Here is a 16,429-nt window from a genome sequence, read left to right as displayed (position 1 = left end):
TCCACTTCGAGGCAACGCATGGCTTGGTGGTCCTTTGACACCGAATGGTCGCTGGCACAGCGCATCGTCGATTACATCCACCACACGCTGCCCGCCGCGCTGTTGACGGCGCCAGCCGGGGTGGTATCGGCGAACAAAATCACGCGGACCATCGAGCACGCCTGCGCGCTGGCGTTGCAGGCGCAGCAGGGCAAACGTATCGGATACCTGGGCAAGGTCGCTTTGCTGTATCGCTTGCGCGCGCGCTTGGCCGACTTCGGCTACCCCGAGTCCTTCATTCGCATCGCCACCGAAGCCTTACTCGTGGAACTGAGCCGCCGGCGCACGGGCGCTCCTGCCAAAACGCAATGATGGCGCAGACATCATTTTGGGAGCGCCTGCGCCGCCTTCTGCAACGCCCCTCTGGGCTGCAGCGCGCTCGGGCAGCGCTGCAGGCGCGCGACTTTCGCACCGCTATCGCGTACCTGGAGAAATACCTGCGCCGCCACCCCGATGATGCGGCCGCTCGCTGTGACCTGGGCCTGTGCTGGGCCCAGATCGGCGACAAAGCGCGGGCGGCGCAGCAATTCGAATTGGCGTTGGCACTGAACGATACGTTTGCCCCCGCGCTCATCAACCAAGCCAGTATTCTGGCCGAAGCACATCGCAGCGATGATGCTTGGCAGCTGATTCGGCGGATGCCGCTGTTGGACCCGCATTTTCCTGGTTTGGACCAGGTACTGGCCACGCTGCTGCACAGCCGCGGTGACGTTGAAAAAGCGCGCCAAGCGGGACTGCGTGCGTGGCTGAAGGCATTCGACAACCCGTTGCAGGCCGAGGCTTGGCTATTTGACAGCGCATATGCCGAGATACCCGAATCGACCCTGACCGCCGAACACCATTTTTGGGCACAAACCTTGCCACCCTTGGCCGCTGATCCAGCCGTGCCCGCGCGCCCTGCGAAAGCGCAACGCCGCGCCGATCGGCGCCTTCGCGTCGGTTACTGGTCGCCCGATTTTCGAAACCATTCCGTCTTTTATTTTGTTTATCCACTGCTGAAGCACCACGACCGCCAGCGCTTTGAAATTTACGCGTACCATGATTTCACCACCAGCGACGAACTGACGAACGTCATTCGCGCTTGTGTCGATCATTTTCACGCGGTCGGCGAAATGGGCGATCAGCAGTTGCTCAGTCTCATCGCTTCGCACGACCTCGATATCCTGGTCGAGCTCGCTGGACACACATCCACCAATCGTCTGCATTTGTTAAAGACCCGCCTGGCGCGCATTCAATTGACCGGCCTGGGCTATCCACCGACCACTGGCCTGACCAGCATCGACGGTAAATTCAGCGATCGCCACATCACGCCCGGCCCGTATTTCGATCAATTCTACACCGAGGCGCCTTTTTGTTTACCGGAATCATTCTGGTGCTTCGATCCATATTGGCCCGTCACGCAACGCCGCACGCAGCCGCCGTGCGACGCCGGCCAGACGTTCACCTTTGCGTCGGTGGGCAACATATCCAAAGTCACCACCACCATCCTATCGGTATGGGCCGACATTTTACGTCAGTGCCCCGACGCACGGCTGCTGGTGCGCTCGCCTAATTTCATCGATCCGGCGGCACAGCGGGCTTTTCTCGGTCGGGCGCAGCGCGCTGGGCTCGATGTCAACCGCTTGCAACTGGTTGACCCAGTACCAAGTAATGAGTTTCTCGCTTCATTCAACGAAATCGATGTGCTGCTCGACACCTACCCATTCAACGGCGGCACCACCAGCGCGTTTGCGCTGTACATGGGCGTTGCGATGGTCAGCCGGTATGGTGATGGACTGCGCTCCCGCATGGGCTTGTCCATGTTGTGCAACGTCGGGCTGTCGGAGTGCGCGGTCGCCGACTGGGATACTTATGTCGAGCGTGCCGTGGCGCTGTACCGCGAGCGCACCATCGTGCGTCGCTTCCGCGCGGAAGCCGCGCAACGCTTTGCCGCCACGGCGCTCGGCGATGGCGAGCGTTACTGCCGCCAGGTTGAAACCGCTTATCGCGAATGGTGGCAGGCGGCCGCCAGCGGTGCACCACCGCGCCCGGCGTTTCCCCCGCCGCACCTGCCCGTCAAGGAAATCACGCGGCGTGCCTATCAAGCCTGGGGACACGGGCAAAGCGACGTGGCGCGCCGCATCATCGACTACGCACTGCGCCTCGATCCACACTATTTACCAGCGCGCCTGCTGCCGATTTTGCAACGCGAACTCGACGGCGATTATGCCGGCATCCTGCGCGAAACCCAGGCGCTGCTTGAAACGACAAACGCGGCGCATGATACAGCCGCCGCTCTGATTGCGCTGCTGCGTGCCGCTTTGGCGCTGGATGCGCGTGACACCTTGGCCATTTGGCGCCCGCGCGTCGCGCCCGATGACACGTCCGATTCGATCGATCGTACCTATCTCACCTGGCTTGTGCGCTGGATCGATGCGATGATGGGCGCCGACGGGCGGCCGAACGTCGCCAGCCCCGTAGCGACCGCTCGCTGGGCCATCGTGATCGAAGCGCGCGATCACGAGCGCTTTGATGAGTGCCGCCGGCAATGGCAAACGGCGCTGGGCGAGCAGGCGTCCCACGTTCATTTTTTTCCCTGCTGCACGGCCACGCTGCCCTGGGATTTCGACCGCGTATTGCATGACCTGAACGAAACGCCGGTGGACTTCGTGCTGTTCGCCAGCGCTGGCGTGCGCATCGTGGCCGCAAACGCCTTGCTTGCCTGCGAAGAAGCGCTGCGCCACGGCGACGTGGTCTCCTTCGGCGGCGCCCGACAATGGAATCGTTTACACTGGCGCCGTGCGGCGTTTGATGACAAGGTCTCCTGCTACGCGGTGGCCGCCCAGATGGGTCGCGCGACGGTCGAACTGCGCAAAAGCGGGGCGTCGCTGCAGGCCATCGACAACGGATGGGCCATCCTAGATGGGCGTTGGCTGGCGATGGGCAAGGCCACCCTACTCGCACTGCCGCGCGAGGCCGTGGCGCTCGACTGGCATTTGGTGGGTATTCCCAGTCTGCCGTGGGAGGAATGGGTCTATCGGCTGGGACGCGAGCAACGGCTGCGCTTGACAACCGCGCAGCATCTGGAACTTATCATCGATGAAACCGACGACACACCATGGTTGCATACCGCCGACGCCTCTGCACATCTAATCGAACGCTATGGATTCGATTCAGCGGCCGACTTGGAAAGTGACGACACCATTATGTCGATACCTGTAAAGGACACCAATCAACTGCTCCTGGTTCGAACACTTTTTGACAGAGGTTTTCCGCATGATACCATTGCCTCCGCTGCCTCAACCCCCTGCCGATGAGCTTAAGATTTTTCAGACAACCGTTTCCTGGGGCATTACCGATCCTGAACGTTTCCATGCCCTATTGGATGAAGCGCGTCAGTTGGTGGCCCCCGGTTATTACCTCGGCGATAATCTATTTACCTGGTGCCGCAATGTATCTCCACTAGAGGATCCTCACTTCGTCACCGCCTGGCAAAATAATGCAATCAATGATTCAGACGAAGCCATATTATGGCGTCGCTATATATTGGCTTGCGCCGCCGCGCATGCCATTCACCTCGAAGGCGATTTCGTCGAGTGTGGCGTTTATGCCGGCACTGGCGTCAAAACCGTCATTGACTACCTGGGCGGCCCGCAATTCCCCAAAACATTTTGGGGTTATGATACATTCGATTATAACCCTGTAGAAGGTCACGCCTTCCCCGGACAGGCACCAGGATTTTTTCACGCCATCTGCGAGCGCTTCCAGGCCTATCCACAGGTGCGCTTGATACAAGGCCTGTTGCCTGATTCTTTTCAGCAAGGCGCGCCACAGCGTATCGCCTACTTGCATATCGACCTCAATCACGCGGAAGCCGAGATCGCGGTCTTGAATGTTCTTTTCGACCGCGTCGTGCCCGGCGGTATGATCATCCTTGATGATTACGAATGGTCGGGCGTGTATCGGGCACAAAAACTGGCCGAAGATCAGTGGTTTCAAAGCCGAAACTATCGCGTGATGCCACTGCCCACGGGACAAGGCTTGGTATTCAAACGATAGCGAGGTATGCGTGGCGGTGATCGCCCTGTCACGGCGCCTGCGGTTGTCGCAGCCCGCACCGACCTTCTGCGACAAACGCCGGCTGCTGGGCGCGTCACGGCCAGCAACTGCAGCGCCGGCGTGGCGCTTACTGTGCCAGAATCGGCACCATGCGGCTAGATCCCCATCACGCCCAGCGCATCGTCGATGAGGCGCGGGCCGTCTTCGGCCCGCAGGTTCAGGTGCGCCTGTTCGGCTCGCGGGTGGACGACGGCGCACGGGGCGGCGATATCGATTTGCTCGTCACCGTCGCCCAGCCCATCGCGCACCCCGCCCTGCTGGCCAGCCGTTTGGGCGCGCGGCTGCAGGCGGCGCTGGGCGAGCAGCACATCGACATCGTGCTGGAAGCACCGAACCTGCCGCCACGGCCCGTCCACCGCGTCGCCCACGAGCAGGGAGTATTGCTGTGACCGATAGAGACCGTGAACGTTTGCTGCAACTGTGCGAAGTCGTGGAGCGCGAGGTGCAGCAATTGCGAGCGACCGACGCCTACCTGTTCCAGCGCCCCTTCACTGCGGAGCGGGTCGCCTCCTTGCGTGAGGACGAGCGAGGGGCCGAGAGCGTGGACGCGTTCGTTGCCCGCTTCGGCAGACTGCAGGACACGTTGGGGGACAAGTTGATACCCGCTTTGCTACGCTGGGTTGGGAATGCTCCGGGCCCCATGATCGATAACCTTCGGCTACTGGAAAAGTGGGGCTGGTTGCAGGACGCCGAGGGCTGGCTGGAAACGCGGCAGCTGCGCAACCGTTTGATCCACGAGTATGAGCTGGATGAAGATGTGCTTGTTGACGCCTTGAATACGGCCCATCAACGGGTGACCTTGCTGATATCGACTGCCCAGCGCCTAGTCGAGGAGACACGACGCCGACTCACCCCCCTGTGAAGCCGCTTTCGATGATGCCCGCGCTGCAAGACCGCCTGGTGGTGGCCATTTCTTCGCGCGCCCTGTTCGATTTCGAGGCGGAAAACCGTGTCTTCGAGCAGGGCGACGACCGCGCGTACATGCAGTTGCAGCTGCAGCGGCTGGATGAGCCCGCCGGCCCCGGGGTGGCGTTTTCGTTGGTGCACAAGCTGCTGCGCTTCAACGACGCGCAGGCGCAGCGGGTGGAGGTGGTGATTCTGTCGCGCAACGACCCGGTGTCGGGGCTGCGCGTATTTCGCTCGGCGGCGCACTACGGGCTGCCCATCTTGCGCGGGGTATTCACGCGCGGGGCGCCGCCTTGGCGCTATCTGCGGCCGTTGCGTGCCAACCTATTCCTGTCGGCCAATCTGGACGATGTACGCGCCGCGCTGCAAGCCGGCTTTCCCGCGGCGCAGGTGTACCCACACGCCCAGCGCGCCTCGGACGCCCACCCGCACGAGGTGCGCATCGCCTTCGACGGGGATGCGGTGCTGTTTTCCGACGAGGCCGAGCGCGTCTTTCAGGCCGAGGGGCTGGATGCCTTTCAGGCACACGAGGCCAGCAAGGTGACGCAGCCGCTGCCGGGCGGCCCGTTCAAGCCGCTGCTGCAGGCGCTGCACCGCTTGCAGCAGGAGGGGACGGAGGCCATGCGCATCCGCACCGCCCTGGTGACGGCGCGCAGCGCACCGGCCCACGAGCGCGCCATCCGCACGCTGATGGACTGGCGCATCGAGGTGGACGAAGCGCTGTTTCTGGGCGGACTGCCCAAGGGCGAGTTTTTGCGCGAATTCGAGCCGGACTTCTTTTTCGACGACCAGACGCGTCACGTCGCCAGCGCCGCCGAACACGTGCCCGCTGGCCACGTGGCAGCCGGGGTGGTGGGTGGCTGACGACGGGGCCCGCGACAGCGGCGCTGGGGCGCAGCCCGCGCGAGCGGCACCCAGCGGCGCGACCCGGGCACTGCATGGGACACCGGCCGCCGCCGGAGCACCGGCCGCAGCGGGCGGGGATGCGTGGCGCGGCGCCGCGCAAGCGGGCGATAATTGCCCCATGATGTCGTCGATACTTGCCGTGGCCAGCGGCGCGGCCGTCGGTGCCTTGTTGCGTTGGTGGTTGGGGTTGGCGCTCAATGCCGTGCTGCCCCATTTGCCGCTGGGCACGCTGGCCGCCAACTGGATGGGCGGCTACGCAATCGGCGTCGTCGTGGCCGCGCTGCTGCACCACCCCGAGGTGGCGCCGGTGTGGCGACTGTTTTTGGTGACCGGCCTGCTGGGCGGGCTGACGACGTTTTCCAGTTTTTCGGTGGAGGTGGTCAGCCTCCTGCAACAAGGCCGTCTGGGCTGGGCCCTGCTGGCGATGGGCCTGCACGTGGGCGGGTCGCTGGCGCTGACGGCCTTGGGGTTTGCCACCTGGGCCTGGCTGCGCGCCTGAGTGCGACGACCCGCGGCTCCTGCAGCGCTGGGCGGGCCCATGGCAGCCACAGCACCCGGCAGGTCCAACGCCTGCGCAGAACCGCCCGGGGCGCGGCGCGATGCGCCCCTACAATCGGGGCCCAACGCTCGGTTTGCCACCTGCCTTCGTCGATGTCATCTGCCCACTCCGCCCCCGAGTCCGACGCGCTGGCGCAGCGCTTCGTGCAGTTTGCCCTGGACGCTGGGGTGCTGCGCTTTGGCACGTTCAAAACCAAGGCGGGGCGTCTGAGCCCCTATTTTTTCAACGCCGGCGGCTTCGACGACGGTGCCAAGTTGGGCCAGCTGGCGCAGTGCTACGCCGAGCGCATTTTGCACAGCGGCATCGCCTTCGATATGCTGTTTGGCCCGGCGTACAAGGGTATTCCGCTGGTGGCGGCGGTGGCGGTGGAACTGGCGCGGCGCGGCCACAATGCGCCCTTTGCCTTCAACCGCAAAGAGGCCAAGGACCACGGCGAAGGGGGCCTACTCGTGGGCACGCCGCTGCGCGGGCGGGTGCTCATCATCGACGACGTGATGAGCGCGGGCACCGCGGCGCGCGAGTCGATCGCGCTCATCCGTGGCGCCGGCGCCACGCCGCACGCGATGGCGATTGCCTTGGACCGACAGGAAATGGCCACCGAAGTCGGCCCCGACGGCACGGTGCGCGACGTGCCGTACAGCGCGGTGCAGTATGTGCAGCGCGAGCTGGGCCTGGCGGTATGCGCCATTGCCAAATTGGACGATTTGCTGCACTATCTGGAGCAACAAGCCGATTCGGAGCTGGCGCCATACAAAGCCCAAGTGTGGGCCTATCGCGCCCGCTACGGGGTGGCGTAAGGGGGGCTCGCACACCGCAGGCGGCCGACGCACCTCGTGGCCTGCGCCGTTCGGCATCGTGTCGCACCATACATCGCCCATGTGCCTGCCTCGGACACCCCTGGCCATCGTGACCTGCCGCCGCGCCCGATTGTTGGCGGGCGTTGCCGTCGTTGCGGTCACGGCGTTGCACGCTGCCGCTGCGGGCGCGCAAACGACCCCCTCGACCCGCGGCATTTATACCTGCATCGATGCGCAAGGGCGACTGCTGTCGTCCGACCGGCCGATACCCGAGTGCAGTGACCGCGAGCAGCGCGAACTGGGACCAACGGGCACCGTGCGCCGCGTGATCACCCCGCCGCCCTCGGCGGAGGAACGCGAACGCGCCGCAGCTCGCCAGCGGGAGCAAGCCGTGGCAGCGACGCGTGAGGCGAACGAGCGGCGACGCGAATCGCTGTTACTGCAACGCTACCCGGATGCCACAGCCCACCAGCGTGCGCACGAGGCGGCCCTGCAGCAAGTCCAATCGACCCTGGAAGCCGCCCAGGCCTACGCGCAAGCGCTGGAGCACGAGCGCGAGCGCATCGACGAGGAGCTGGCGTTTTATCGACGCGACCCGGCCCGCGCGCCGGCCGCGCTGAAGCAGCGCCTGGCGCAAAACGCCCAGCAGCGCCTGCAGCAGGCGCAGTTCATTGCCGACCTGCAGCGAGAGCGCCGCCGCATCGACGAGCGCTTCGAGGCCGAGCGGCACACCTTGGAGCGGCTGTGGAGCGCTGCGGCGACGAACGCCGGCAACGACACCGCCCAGCAGCGGCGCTAGGCGCGCCCGGCTGTGCCTCCGGCGCCGCGCTCAGCCACCGAGCGCGCGGCGCAACAGCTCGTTGACCTGCTGCGGATTGGCCTTGCCCTGGGTGGCCTTCATCACTTGGCCAACCAGCGCATTGAGGGCTTTCTCCTTGCCGGCACGGTATTCGGCCACGTTTTTCTCGTTGGCGGCAATCACCTGCGCCACGATGGCTTGCAGTGCGCCGGTGTCGTTCATTTGCTTGAGGCCCTTGGCCTCGATGAGGGCATCGACGCGCGCCGCCTGGGCCGCGGGGTCGGCGGCAGGCCCCTCGGCCCACAAGGCATCGAACACCTGCTTGGCCGCGGCGTGGCTGACGGTGCCGTCGGCCACGCGGCCCAGCAGCACCGCCAGCGCCTGCGGGATCACCGGGCAGGCCTCGATGCCCAGGTCGGCGGCGTTGAGGCGCCGCGCCAGCTCCACCATGATCCAATTGCTGGCCGCCTTCGGCGCGGCGCCTGCGGCCACGGTGGCCTCGAAGTAGGCCGCCATGGCTGGGGACTGCGTGAGAAGGGCGGCATCATACTCGGGCAAGCCATACTGTTGCACGAAACGCTGGGCCATGGCGCGCGGCAGCTCGGGCAAGGTCGTGCGCACACGCTCGACCCAGTCGTGGGCAATGACCAGCGGCGGCAGGTCGGGATCGGGGAAGTAGCGGTAGTCGGCGGCGTCCTCTTTGCTGCGCATGGCGCGCGTCTGGCCGCTGTCAGGGTCGAACAGCACCGTGGCCTGCTCGATGGCGCGCCCCTCCTCCAACTGCTCGATCTGCCAGCGCACCTCGTAGTCGATGGCCTGCTGCATGAACTTGAATGAATTCAAGTTTTTGATTTCACGCCGGGTACCCAGGGGCTGGCCGGGCCGGCGCACGCTGACGTTGGCGTCGCAGCGAAACGAGCCTTCCTGCATGTTGCCGTCGCAGATGCCGATCCAGGTGACGAGCTTGTGCAGTTCCTTGGCGTAGGCCACCGCCTCGGCGCTGGAGCGGATGTCGGGCTCGGTGACGATCTCCAGCAGCGGGGTGCCGGCACGGTTGAGGTCGATGCCGCTCATGCCGTGGAAGTCTTCGTGCAGGCTCTTGCCGGCGTCTTCTTCCAGATGCGCGCGCACCAGGCGCACGGTACGCCACAGGCGCTGTGTATCCGCCCCCTTGCCCCACTCCAAAAAGAAGCCGAGCTCGCCGCCATGCACCACCGGGATTTCGTACTGGCTGATCTGGTAGCCCTTGGGCAGGTCGGGGTAGAAGTAGTTTTTGCGCGCGAACACGCTGCGCGGCGCGATGTAGGCCCCCACCGCCAGCCCGAAGCGAATGGCGCACTCTACGGCGGCGCGGTTCATCACCGGCAAGGTGCCGGGCAGGGCCAAATCGACCGCGCAGGCCTGGGTGTTGGGGGCGGCGCCGAAGGCGGTGGCGGCGCGGCTGAAAATCTTGCTGCGCGTGGACAGTTGCACGTGGGTCTCGAAGCCGATGACGACCTCGTAGCCCTGGACGAGAAACGATGCGTGGCTCATGGGGTCAGGCCTGGGGCGAGGAAGGGACGCTGGCCGGGGCGCGCGTGTGCCAGTCGGTGGCGCGCTGGAATTGGTGCGCGGCGTGCAGCAGGCGCCGCTCGGCCAGGTGCGGGCCGATGAGCTGCAAGCCAACGGGCAGCCCATCGGCGCCAAAGCCGGCGGGCACGCTCATGCCGGGCAAGCCGGCCAGCGACGCCGGCAGGGTGTAGATATCGGCCAAATAGGCCGATACGGGATCGTCGGCCTTCTCGCCGATGCGCCACGCCACCGTGGGCGCCACCGGGCCGGCGATGAGGTCGCAGCGCTCGAAGGCGTGTAAAAAGTCTTGCGCGATCAGGCGCCGGATCTGCTGCGCCTTGAGGTAGTAGGCGTCGTAGTAGCCGTGCGACAGCACATAGGTGCCGATCAGGATGCGGCGCTGCACTTCGGGCCCGAAGCCTTCGCCGCGCGTGCGGCAGTACATTTCAAACAGATCGGCGTACTGCGCGGCGCGGTGGCCGTAGCGCACGCCGTCGAAGCGACTGAGGTTGGAGCTGGCCTCCGCCGGAGCGATGATGTAGTAGGCCGGGATGGCCAGTTCGGTGCGCGGCAAGCGCACCTCCACCAAGGTCGCGCCCAGCCGCTCGAATTCGGCCAGCGCAGCGCGCACCGCAGCCAGCACGTCGGCGCTGCAGCGGTCGTCGAAATACTCGACCGGCACGCCGATGCGCAGACCCTGCAACGGGCGCGCGGCGCTGGCGCCGGGCAGCGCTTCGTCCAGCCCGCGCGCGTAGTCCTCGGCCGGATGATCGAGGCTGGTGGAGTCGCGCTCCGGATCGGGCCCAGCCATGGCCGACAGCAGCAGCGCGCAGTCGCGTGCCGAGCGCGCGATCGGCCCGGCCTGATCGAGGCTGGACGCATAGGCGATGAGCCCGTAGCGCGAGCAGCGCCCATAGGTGGGTTTGATGCCGGTGACGCCGCAAAACGCCGCCGGTTGGCGGATCGAGCCGCCGGTGTCGGTGCCAGTGGCCGCCGGCACCAGGCGCGCGGCGACCGCCGCTGCCGATCCGCCCGAGGAGCCGCCGGGCACGCGGCTCGGGTCCCACGGGTTGCGCGCCGGCCCGTAGGCCGACAGATCGTTGCCCGAGCCCATGGCGAACTCGTCGCAGTTGAGTTTGCCCAGCGTCACCGCACCCGCGCCGGGGTGGCCATCGCCGCCGGCGCCCAGCCGCGCCACCACGGTGGCGTCGAATGGGCTGCGGTAGCCGGCCAGCATGCGGCTGCCCGCGGTCGTCGGCCAGTCGCGCGTGACTAGCACGTCCTTGTGGGCGATGGGCACGCCCAGCAGCGGCGCACGCTCACCGCGCGCCAGCCGCTCGTCGGCGGCACGCGCCTGACGCAGCGCCGCCTCCTCATCGACGGCCAAAAAGGCCCCCAGCGCCGCATGCCGCTGCACGCGCGCCAGCAGCGCCTGCGTCACTTCCACGCTGCTCACGCGCCGCTGTGCCAGCGCCTCGGCCAGCTCGGCCACCCCCCATTCATGCAGTGCCGCGCTCATTCGATCACCTTCGGCACCAGGTACAGACCATCTTCGACGGCGGGCGCACAGGCTTGGTACTCGGCACGCCGGTTCGGCTCGGTGACGACATCGTCGCGCAGGCGCAGCGCCACCTCGCCAAACAACTCGGCCGGGTGCGCCAGCGGCGCCACGCCAGCGGTGTCAACCGCTTGCATGCGCTCGACGATAGCGAAAAAAGCGTTGAGCTGGCCCAGCCAGTGCTCGGCCTGGGCGCGGTCGGGCGCCAGCCGCGCCAGCCGGGCCAGGCGTTCGACGTCGGTCAGGGTCAAAGACATGGTGGTGTGAAAACGGTAGAGGACGGTTCGTTGCGGTATTATCCCGGGTTTCTCGATCAAGCCTGCCCGTATGCCCTGGCGCCCACCCTTGCAGGCAGGCCGCACAGGACACTACACACCATGTTCGAATCCCTGCGTCGGCACTTTTCGACCGACCTTGCCATCGACCTGGGCACGGCCAATACGCTCATTTACGTGCGCGGCAAGGGCATCGTGCTGGACGAGCCCTCGGTGGTGGCCATTCGTCACGAGGGCGGCCCCACCGGCAAAAAAACCATCCAGGCCGTCGGCCATGCGGCCAAGGCCATGCTGGGCAAGGTGCCGGGCAACATCGAAGCCATCCGCCCGATGAAGGACGGCGTGATCGCCGACTTCACCGTCACCGAGCAGATGCTCAAGCAGTTCATCAAGATGGTGCACCCGCGCTCGATGCTGCGCCCGAGCCCGCGCATCATCATCTGCGTGCCCTGCGGCTCCACCCAGGTGGAGCGGCGCGCCATCCGCGAGTCGGCGCTGGGCGCCGGTGCCTCGGAGGTCTACCTGATCGAGGAACCGATGGCCGCGGCGATCGGTGCCGGGCTGCCGGTGGCCGAGGCCGCCGGCTCGATGGTGGTGGACATCGGCGGCGGCACCACCGAAGTCGGCGTCATCAGCTTGGGCGGCATGGTCTACAAGGGCAGCGTGCGCGTCGGCGGCGACAAGTTCGATGAGGCCATCATCAACTACATCCGCCGCAACTACGGCATGCTGATCGGCGAGCCCACCGCCGAGCTGATCAAAAAGACCATCGGCAGCGCCTTCCCTGGATCGGAAGTCAAGGAGATGGAGGTCAAGGGGCGCAACCTCGCCGAAGGCGTGCCACGCAGCTTCACCATCAGCTCCAACGAGGTGCTGGAGGCGCTGACCGACCCGATCAACAATATCGTCAGCGCCGTCAAGACGGCGCTGGAACAAACGCCGCCGGAGCTGGGCGCCGATATCGCTGATCGCGGCATGATGCTGACCGGCGGCGGCGCGCTGCTGCGCGACCTCGACCGCTTGCTCAACGAAGAAACCGGACTGCCGGTGTTCGTGGCCGAAGACCCGCTGACCTGTGTGGTGCGCGGCTGCGGCACCGCGTTGGAGCAGATGGATCGACTCGGGCAGAGTATCTTCACCCACGAATAAGGCGCCGCTCGGCCCCGCGCCACGCCGGCCGCAACCGCGCGCACTGCCATGCCGCTGGGCACCGTCGATCGCACCCCCCCGCCCTTCTTCAAGCAGGGCACACCGGCGCGCACCAAATTGTGGTTGCTCAGCGCCTTGGCGGTGTTGCTGATGGTGGTGGACGCCCGCCTGCAGTGGGCCGCGCCTGTGCGCAGCGCACTGGCGCTGGCGCTGACGCCGGTGCAGTGGGTGGTGCTGCAGCCGGTGCGCGCGCTGCAGTGGGCCGGACACTATTTCACCACACTGGAGGCCGCCCAGCGCGACGCGCAAGAAGCGCGCGCTTTGCTGATGCAGCAAGCCGAACGGGCGGGCCTGGTGGAATACCTGGCGCAGGAAAATCGGGCGCTGCGGCGCTTGCTGCAACTGCGCGAGCGCAGCGCACCCACGGCACTGGCAGCCGAGGTTTTGCATGTGCTGCCCGACCCTTATGTACCCGGCGTGGTGATCGACCGTGGCCGTCTACACGGGGTCTCGTTGGGGGCGCCGGTGCTGGATGGCTTCGGCGTGCTGGGGCAGGTCACCCGTGTGTACCCCGCCACCAGCGAAGTCACGCTGCTGATCCACCGTCAACTGGCGGTGCCAGTGCTCAATACCCGCACCGGCGAGCGCCATTTGGCCTATGGCACGGGCCAACGCGAGGTGCCCGCGCTGGCGCTGCGCTTCGTGCCCCTGCACACCCCCACCGAGGTGGGCGACGTGCTGGTCACCAGCGGGCTCGACGGTGTGTACCCACCGGGGCTACCGGTGGGCACCATCAGCCATGTTGGCACTGCTGGCGGCGAGGGATTCGCCGACGTTCAGGCACAGCCGGCGGCACGCGTGGGTGACGCCCAGCACGTGCTGGTACTGCGCCTGCCGTCCACCGACGGGCAACCCCCGGCACCAGAGAGCCGGCCATGATGCTACCTCGCGGACAGACCTTACTGCTGCCGGCCAACCCCGCCTTCGTGTGGGGCTCGCTGGTGGCGGCACTGGCCGTGCAGATGGCCCAGGGGCAACTCACGGCGGCCCCTTGGCTGCCCGACTGGATGGCGCTGACCTTGGTGTTTTGGACCATCCACCAACCGCTGCGTATCGGCGTGGGGGTGGCCTTCGTGGCAGGCTTGCTGGTGGACGTGCACCAAGGGGTGCTGTTGGGGCAGCACGCATTGGCCTACACGATCATGGGCTATTTGGCCGTGGCCTTGCACCGGCGCGTGCCGTGGTTTGGCCTGCGTGGCCAGACCTTGCACGTGCTGCCGCTGTTTCTGGTGGCCACCGCGGTACAGGCCCTGGTGCGGTGGCTCGCCGGCCATGGCGAGCCACCGTTGGCGCTGGCGTTGGCGCCGGTGTTGACGGCCCTGCTGTGGGCACCCGCCACCTGGGTGTTGCTGGCGCCGCAACGCCGCGCGCCCGACCCGGACGAGACGCGCCCACTGTGAGCGTTGCCCGATGGCCGCTGTTCACGACACCGATCTGCGCATCGTGCGCTTTCGCTGGCGCGCCTGGCTGGCGCTGGCGGCGGTGGTCGCAGCCCTGGCGTTGTTGGCGCTGCGGGCCTGGCATCTGCAGGTGCGCGAGCACGAACGCTACACGCAACAAGCCGAGGGCAACCGCACCGCCGTGGTACCCATCGTGCCGCCGCGCGGGCGCATCGTCGACCGCCACGGCATCGTGCTGGCGGAAAATCTGCCGGTGTTTGCGCTGGAGGTCGTGCCGGCGCGCACGCCCGATCTGGACGCAACGCTGCAGCGACTTGGCGAACTGGTGACGCTGACCCCGCGCGACCTGCAGCGCTTCCGGCGCTTGTTGGCCGAGTCCAAGCGCCACGAGTCGATACCGCTGAAAACCCGGCTGAGCGAAGACGAGATGGCACGCGTGGCCGCACACCTGTGGGCTTTGCCTGGGGTGGACATCCAGGCGCGCCAACAGCGGCGTTACCCTTTGGGGCCGACCGCGGCGCACGTCATTGGCTACATCGGCCGCATCAGCCAGCGCGATCGGGAGGCGATGGAAGACTGGCCCGAGGAACGCGTGGCCAACTACCGCGGCAGCACGCACATCGGCAAACTGGGCGTGGAGGCGGCCCAGGAGGAGCGCTTGCATGGACGCACCGGCTTCGAGCGCCTGGAAACGTCGGCCACGGGGCGGGCGGTGCGCCGCCTGGACATGACGCCGCCGCAGCCGGGCGAGACCGTGCGCCTGTCGCTGGACATTCGGCTGCAGCATCTGGTGGAGCGCCTGTACGGCCAGCGGCGTGGCGCACTGGTGGCGCTGGACGTGCACAGCGGCGAGGTGCTGGCGCTGGTGAGCATGCCGAGTTTTGATCCCAACCTGTTCGTCGATGGCATCGACGCCGACACCTGGCGCAGCCTCAACGACGCGCCCGAGCGGCCGCTGTTCAACCGCGCGCTGCGCGGCACCTATCCGCCCGGGTCCACCTACAAGCCGTTCATGGCGCTGGCGGCGCTGGAGCTGGGTCTGCGCACGCCGCAGACCGTCGTCAACGACCCCGGCTACTGGGTCCTGGGCAATCACCGCTTTCGCAGCCATGGTGAGACCGCCCTGGGCCCGGTGGACCTGCGGCGCAGCATCGTACTGTCCAGCAATGTGTACTACTACACCTTGGCGCATGAGATGGGGGTGCAGGCCATCCACGATTTCATGGCCCCTTTGGGCTTTGGCCAGCTCACCGGCATCGACCTGCCGGGCGAAGCGCGTGGTGTGCTGCCGAGCCCGGCTTGGAAACGCGCCACTTACCGCCGCGCCGAGCAGCAACGCTGGCATCCGGGTGAGACGATTTCACTGGGCATCGGTCAAGGCTACAACAGCTTCACGATGCTGCAGCTGGCCACCGCGATGGCCACGCTGGCCGCCGGTGGCCAGCGGCCCACCCCGCACGTGGTGATGGACACGCAAGCGCCCGGGGCCGAGTCCGCGGCGCCCGCCACGCGCGTGCCACCGGCGGGCCAGCGGCTGGCGCTGCGCCCCGAAAACATCCAGGTGGTGCTGGAGGCGATGGCGGCAGTGCCCATCGAAGGCACCTCGGCGCGCGCCTTTGCCGGCGCACCCTACCGCAGCGGCGGCAAAACCGGCACGGCGCAAGCCGTCACCATCGGCCAGCGCGAAAAATACGATGCACGCCGCTTGGCTGAATTTCAACGCGACCACTCCCTATACGTGGCCTTCGCCCCCGCCGAGGCGCCGCGCTACGCGCTGGCCGTCATCGTGGAAAACGCCGGCTTTGGCGCCGCCCACGCCGCCCCCATCGCGCGCCGGGTGTTCGACTATCTGCTGCTGGGCCTGTACCCGAGCGAAGACGACATCGCCGCCACCCAGCGCGGCCAAAGCGCCGCTCCCATCGGCACCCCGCGCCGAATCGCCGACGTACCCTGGCCGCCACCCATTCAAAGCACGGCACCGTAGGCGTCCCAGGCGGTCTTGGCGATCAACGCCGTCACCACCAGCAAAAACACCCCGCGCACGAAGCCGGCCCCGTGCTTGATCGCCAGGCGCGCGCCCAGCAGGCTGCCGGCCACGTTGGCCAGCGCCATCGCGGCCCCATAGTGCCACCACACGTGCCCTTTCCAGGCAAACAGCGCCACCGCCGCCACGTTGGAGGTGGTATTGAGCAGCTTGGCCGAGGCGGTAGTGTGCTGACTTGTGTGCAAAATCGCCTGGGGTAGTAAGCGGGCGGGTGGTCATGGTAAGAGGTTGATTGCGAGATCGACCTTGAACCCTGAAGGAGGGCAAACCATGACCACGAGCAAGCAT

Annotated in this window: 16 protein-coding genes and 1 pseudogene; 13 read left to right on the top strand and 4 right to left on the bottom strand. The window is 66.7% G+C overall.

All coding sequences use genetic code 11. From position 1 onward, the window contains the following. Positions 1-18: 18 nt before the first annotated feature. From Tchar_RS13740 to Tchar_RS08060, 9 genes are all read left to right on the top strand, one after another. A complete protein-coding gene (locus Tchar_RS13740; protein ID WP_161595485.1) occupies positions 19-351 on the top strand; it encodes a hypothetical protein in 333 nt (110 codons plus the stop codon). Then, positions 351-3,335, top strand: a complete 2,985-nt coding sequence (locus tag Tchar_RS08095; RefSeq protein WP_161595484.1) for an O-linked N-acetylglucosamine transferase, SPINDLY family protein — start codon at positions 351-353, stop codon at positions 3,333-3,335. Before Tchar_RS13740 ends, Tchar_RS08095 begins: the two co-directional genes overlap by 1 nt. After that, positions 3,295-4,077, top strand: coding sequence for a TylF/MycF/NovP-related O-methyltransferase (locus tag Tchar_RS08090; RefSeq protein ID WP_144328559.1), 783 nt, complete (start codon positions 3,295-3,297; stop codon positions 4,075-4,077). The genes Tchar_RS08095 and Tchar_RS08090 overlap by 41 nt, the downstream gene beginning before the upstream one ends. A gap of 149 nt (positions 4,078-4,226) precedes the next feature. Further along, positions 4,227-4,526, top strand: a complete 300-nt coding sequence (locus tag Tchar_RS08085; protein ID WP_144328558.1) for a nucleotidyltransferase domain-containing protein — start codon at positions 4,227-4,229, stop codon at positions 4,524-4,526. Beyond that, positions 4,523-4,999 (top strand): hypothetical protein, encoded by a 477-nt coding sequence (locus Tchar_RS08080; protein ID WP_144328557.1) that lies wholly within the window; start codon positions 4,523-4,525, stop codon positions 4,997-4,999. The genes Tchar_RS08085 and Tchar_RS08080 overlap by 4 nt, the downstream gene beginning before the upstream one ends. 14 nt (positions 5,000-5,013) lie before the next feature. Further along, positions 5,014-5,907: a 5'-nucleotidase gene (locus tag Tchar_RS08075; protein WP_144328580.1), complete on the top strand. Its 894-nt coding sequence runs from the start codon at positions 5,014-5,016 to the stop codon at positions 5,905-5,907. Between the two features lie 160 nt (positions 5,908-6,067). Beyond that, positions 6,068-6,448 carry a fluoride efflux transporter CrcB gene (gene crcB / locus Tchar_RS08070; protein ID WP_144328556.1) on the top strand — a complete coding sequence of 127 codons (381 nt, stop codon included), beginning with the start codon at positions 6,068-6,070 and terminating at the stop codon, positions 6,446-6,448. A 152-nt stretch (positions 6,449-6,600) separates the two neighbouring features. After that, the gene (gene pyrE, locus Tchar_RS08065) at positions 6,601-7,305 is read left to right on the top strand and encodes an orotate phosphoribosyltransferase (RefSeq protein ID WP_144328555.1); all 705 of its coding nucleotides are present in this window, start codon (positions 6,601-6,603) and stop codon (positions 7,303-7,305) included. A gap of 109 nt (positions 7,306-7,414) precedes the next feature. Next, on the top strand, positions 7,415-8,104 hold the full coding sequence (locus Tchar_RS08060) for a DUF4124 domain-containing protein (protein ID WP_161595483.1): 690 nt from the start codon (positions 7,415-7,417) through the stop codon (positions 8,102-8,104). A gap of 30 nt (positions 8,105-8,134) precedes the next feature. On the opposite strand, the gene gatB is transcribed toward Tchar_RS08060, so the two are convergent. The 3 genes from gatB to gatC are packed head-to-tail and all read right to left on the bottom strand — an operon-like array spanning position 8,135 to position 11,470. Next, positions 8,135-9,637, bottom strand: a complete 1,503-nt coding sequence (gene gatB / locus Tchar_RS08055; RefSeq protein ID WP_144328553.1) for an Asp-tRNA(Asn)/Glu-tRNA(Gln) amidotransferase subunit GatB — start codon at positions 9,635-9,637, stop codon at positions 8,135-8,137. Positions 9,638-9,641: 4 nt separating this feature from the next. Further along, the gene (gene gatA, locus Tchar_RS08050; RefSeq protein WP_144328552.1) at positions 9,642-11,174 is read right to left on the bottom strand and encodes an Asp-tRNA(Asn)/Glu-tRNA(Gln) amidotransferase subunit GatA; all 1,533 of its coding nucleotides are present in this window, start codon (positions 11,172-11,174) and stop codon (positions 9,642-9,644) included. Continuing rightward, positions 11,171-11,470: an Asp-tRNA(Asn)/Glu-tRNA(Gln) amidotransferase subunit GatC gene (gatC, locus tag Tchar_RS08045; RefSeq protein ID WP_144328551.1), complete on the bottom strand. Its 300-nt coding sequence runs from the start codon at positions 11,468-11,470 to the stop codon at positions 11,171-11,173. Before gatC ends, gatA begins: the two co-directional genes overlap by 4 nt. Between gatC and Tchar_RS08040 the strand changes: the two genes are divergently transcribed. From Tchar_RS08040 to mrdA, 4 genes are read left to right on the top strand one after another with little or no spacing between them, the layout of a single operon-like run. Next, entirely contained in the window at positions 11,393-12,637 is a 1,245-nt protein-coding gene (locus tag Tchar_RS08040) for a rod shape-determining protein (protein WP_328592040.1), read from the top strand. The two genes, gatC and Tchar_RS08040, sit on opposite strands and share 78 nt — an antisense overlap. 48 nt (positions 12,638-12,685) lie before the next feature. Continuing rightward, the gene (gene mreC / locus Tchar_RS08035) at positions 12,686-13,576 is read left to right on the top strand and encodes a rod shape-determining protein MreC (protein WP_144328549.1); all 891 of its coding nucleotides are present in this window, start codon (positions 12,686-12,688) and stop codon (positions 13,574-13,576) included. Continuing rightward, on the top strand, positions 13,573-14,097 hold the full coding sequence (gene mreD, locus Tchar_RS08030; protein WP_144328548.1) for a rod shape-determining protein MreD: 525 nt from the start codon (positions 13,573-13,575) through the stop codon (positions 14,095-14,097). Before mreC ends, mreD begins: the two co-directional genes overlap by 4 nt. A gap of 10 nt (positions 14,098-14,107) precedes the next feature. Further along, positions 14,108-16,081, top strand: coding sequence for a penicillin-binding protein 2 (gene mrdA / locus Tchar_RS08025; protein ID WP_144328547.1), 1,974 nt, complete (start codon positions 14,108-14,110; stop codon positions 16,079-16,081). Here the strand turns inward: mrdA and Tchar_RS08020 are convergent. Continuing rightward, positions 16,063-16,311: pseudogene (locus Tchar_RS08020) on the bottom strand (TSUP family transporter); the annotation flags it as partial. The gene mrdA and the pseudogene Tchar_RS08020 sit on opposite strands and share 19 nt — an antisense overlap. Positions 16,312-16,429: the final 118 nt, after the last annotated feature.

This window comes from Tepidimonas charontis, assembly GCF_007556685.1.
Taxonomy (GTDB): Bacteria; Pseudomonadota; Gammaproteobacteria; order Burkholderiales; family Burkholderiaceae_C; genus Tepidimonas; species Tepidimonas charontis.
This window is presented reverse-complemented; position numbering and strand designations above follow the sequence as displayed.

Bases quoted from the DNA above. Each gene is read 5' to 3' on its own strand.
- mrdA (WP_144328547.1), top strand. From the start codon at position 14,108: ATGGCCGCTGTTCACGACACCGATCTGCGCATCGTGCGCTTTCGCTGG.
- mreC (WP_144328549.1), top strand. From the start codon at position 12,686: ATGCCGCTGGGCACCGTCGATCGCACCCCCCCGCCCTTCTTCAAGCAG.
- Tchar_RS08085 (WP_144328558.1), top strand. From the start codon at position 4,227: ATGCGGCTAGATCCCCATCACGCCCAGCGCATCGTCGATGAGGCGCGG.
- Tchar_RS08090 (WP_144328559.1), top strand. From the start codon at position 3,295: ATGATACCATTGCCTCCGCTGCCTCAACCCCCTGCCGATGAGCTTAAG.
- gatC (WP_144328551.1), bottom strand. From the start codon at position 11,470: ATGTCTTTGACCCTGACCGACGTCGAACGCCTGGCCCGGCTGGCGCGG.
- Tchar_RS13740 (WP_161595485.1), top strand. From the start codon at position 19: ATGGCTTGGTGGTCCTTTGACACCGAATGGTCGCTGGCACAGCGCATC.
- gatA (WP_144328552.1), bottom strand. From the start codon at position 11,174: ATGAGCGCGGCACTGCATGAATGGGGGGTGGCCGAGCTGGCCGAGGCG.
- Tchar_RS08075 (WP_144328580.1), top strand. From the start codon at position 5,014: ATGCCCGCGCTGCAAGACCGCCTGGTGGTGGCCATTTCTTCGCGCGCC.
- mreD (WP_144328548.1), top strand. From the start codon at position 13,573: ATGATGCTACCTCGCGGACAGACCTTACTGCTGCCGGCCAACCCCGCC.
- crcB (WP_144328556.1), top strand. From the start codon at position 6,068: ATGATGTCGTCGATACTTGCCGTGGCCAGCGGCGCGGCCGTCGGTGCC.
- gatB (WP_144328553.1), bottom strand. From the start codon at position 9,637: ATGAGCCACGCATCGTTTCTCGTCCAGGGCTACGAGGTCGTCATCGGC.
- Tchar_RS08095 (WP_161595484.1), top strand. From the start codon at position 351: ATGGCGCAGACATCATTTTGGGAGCGCCTGCGCCGCCTTCTGCAACGC.
- pyrE (WP_144328555.1), top strand. From the start codon at position 6,601: ATGTCATCTGCCCACTCCGCCCCCGAGTCCGACGCGCTGGCGCAGCGC.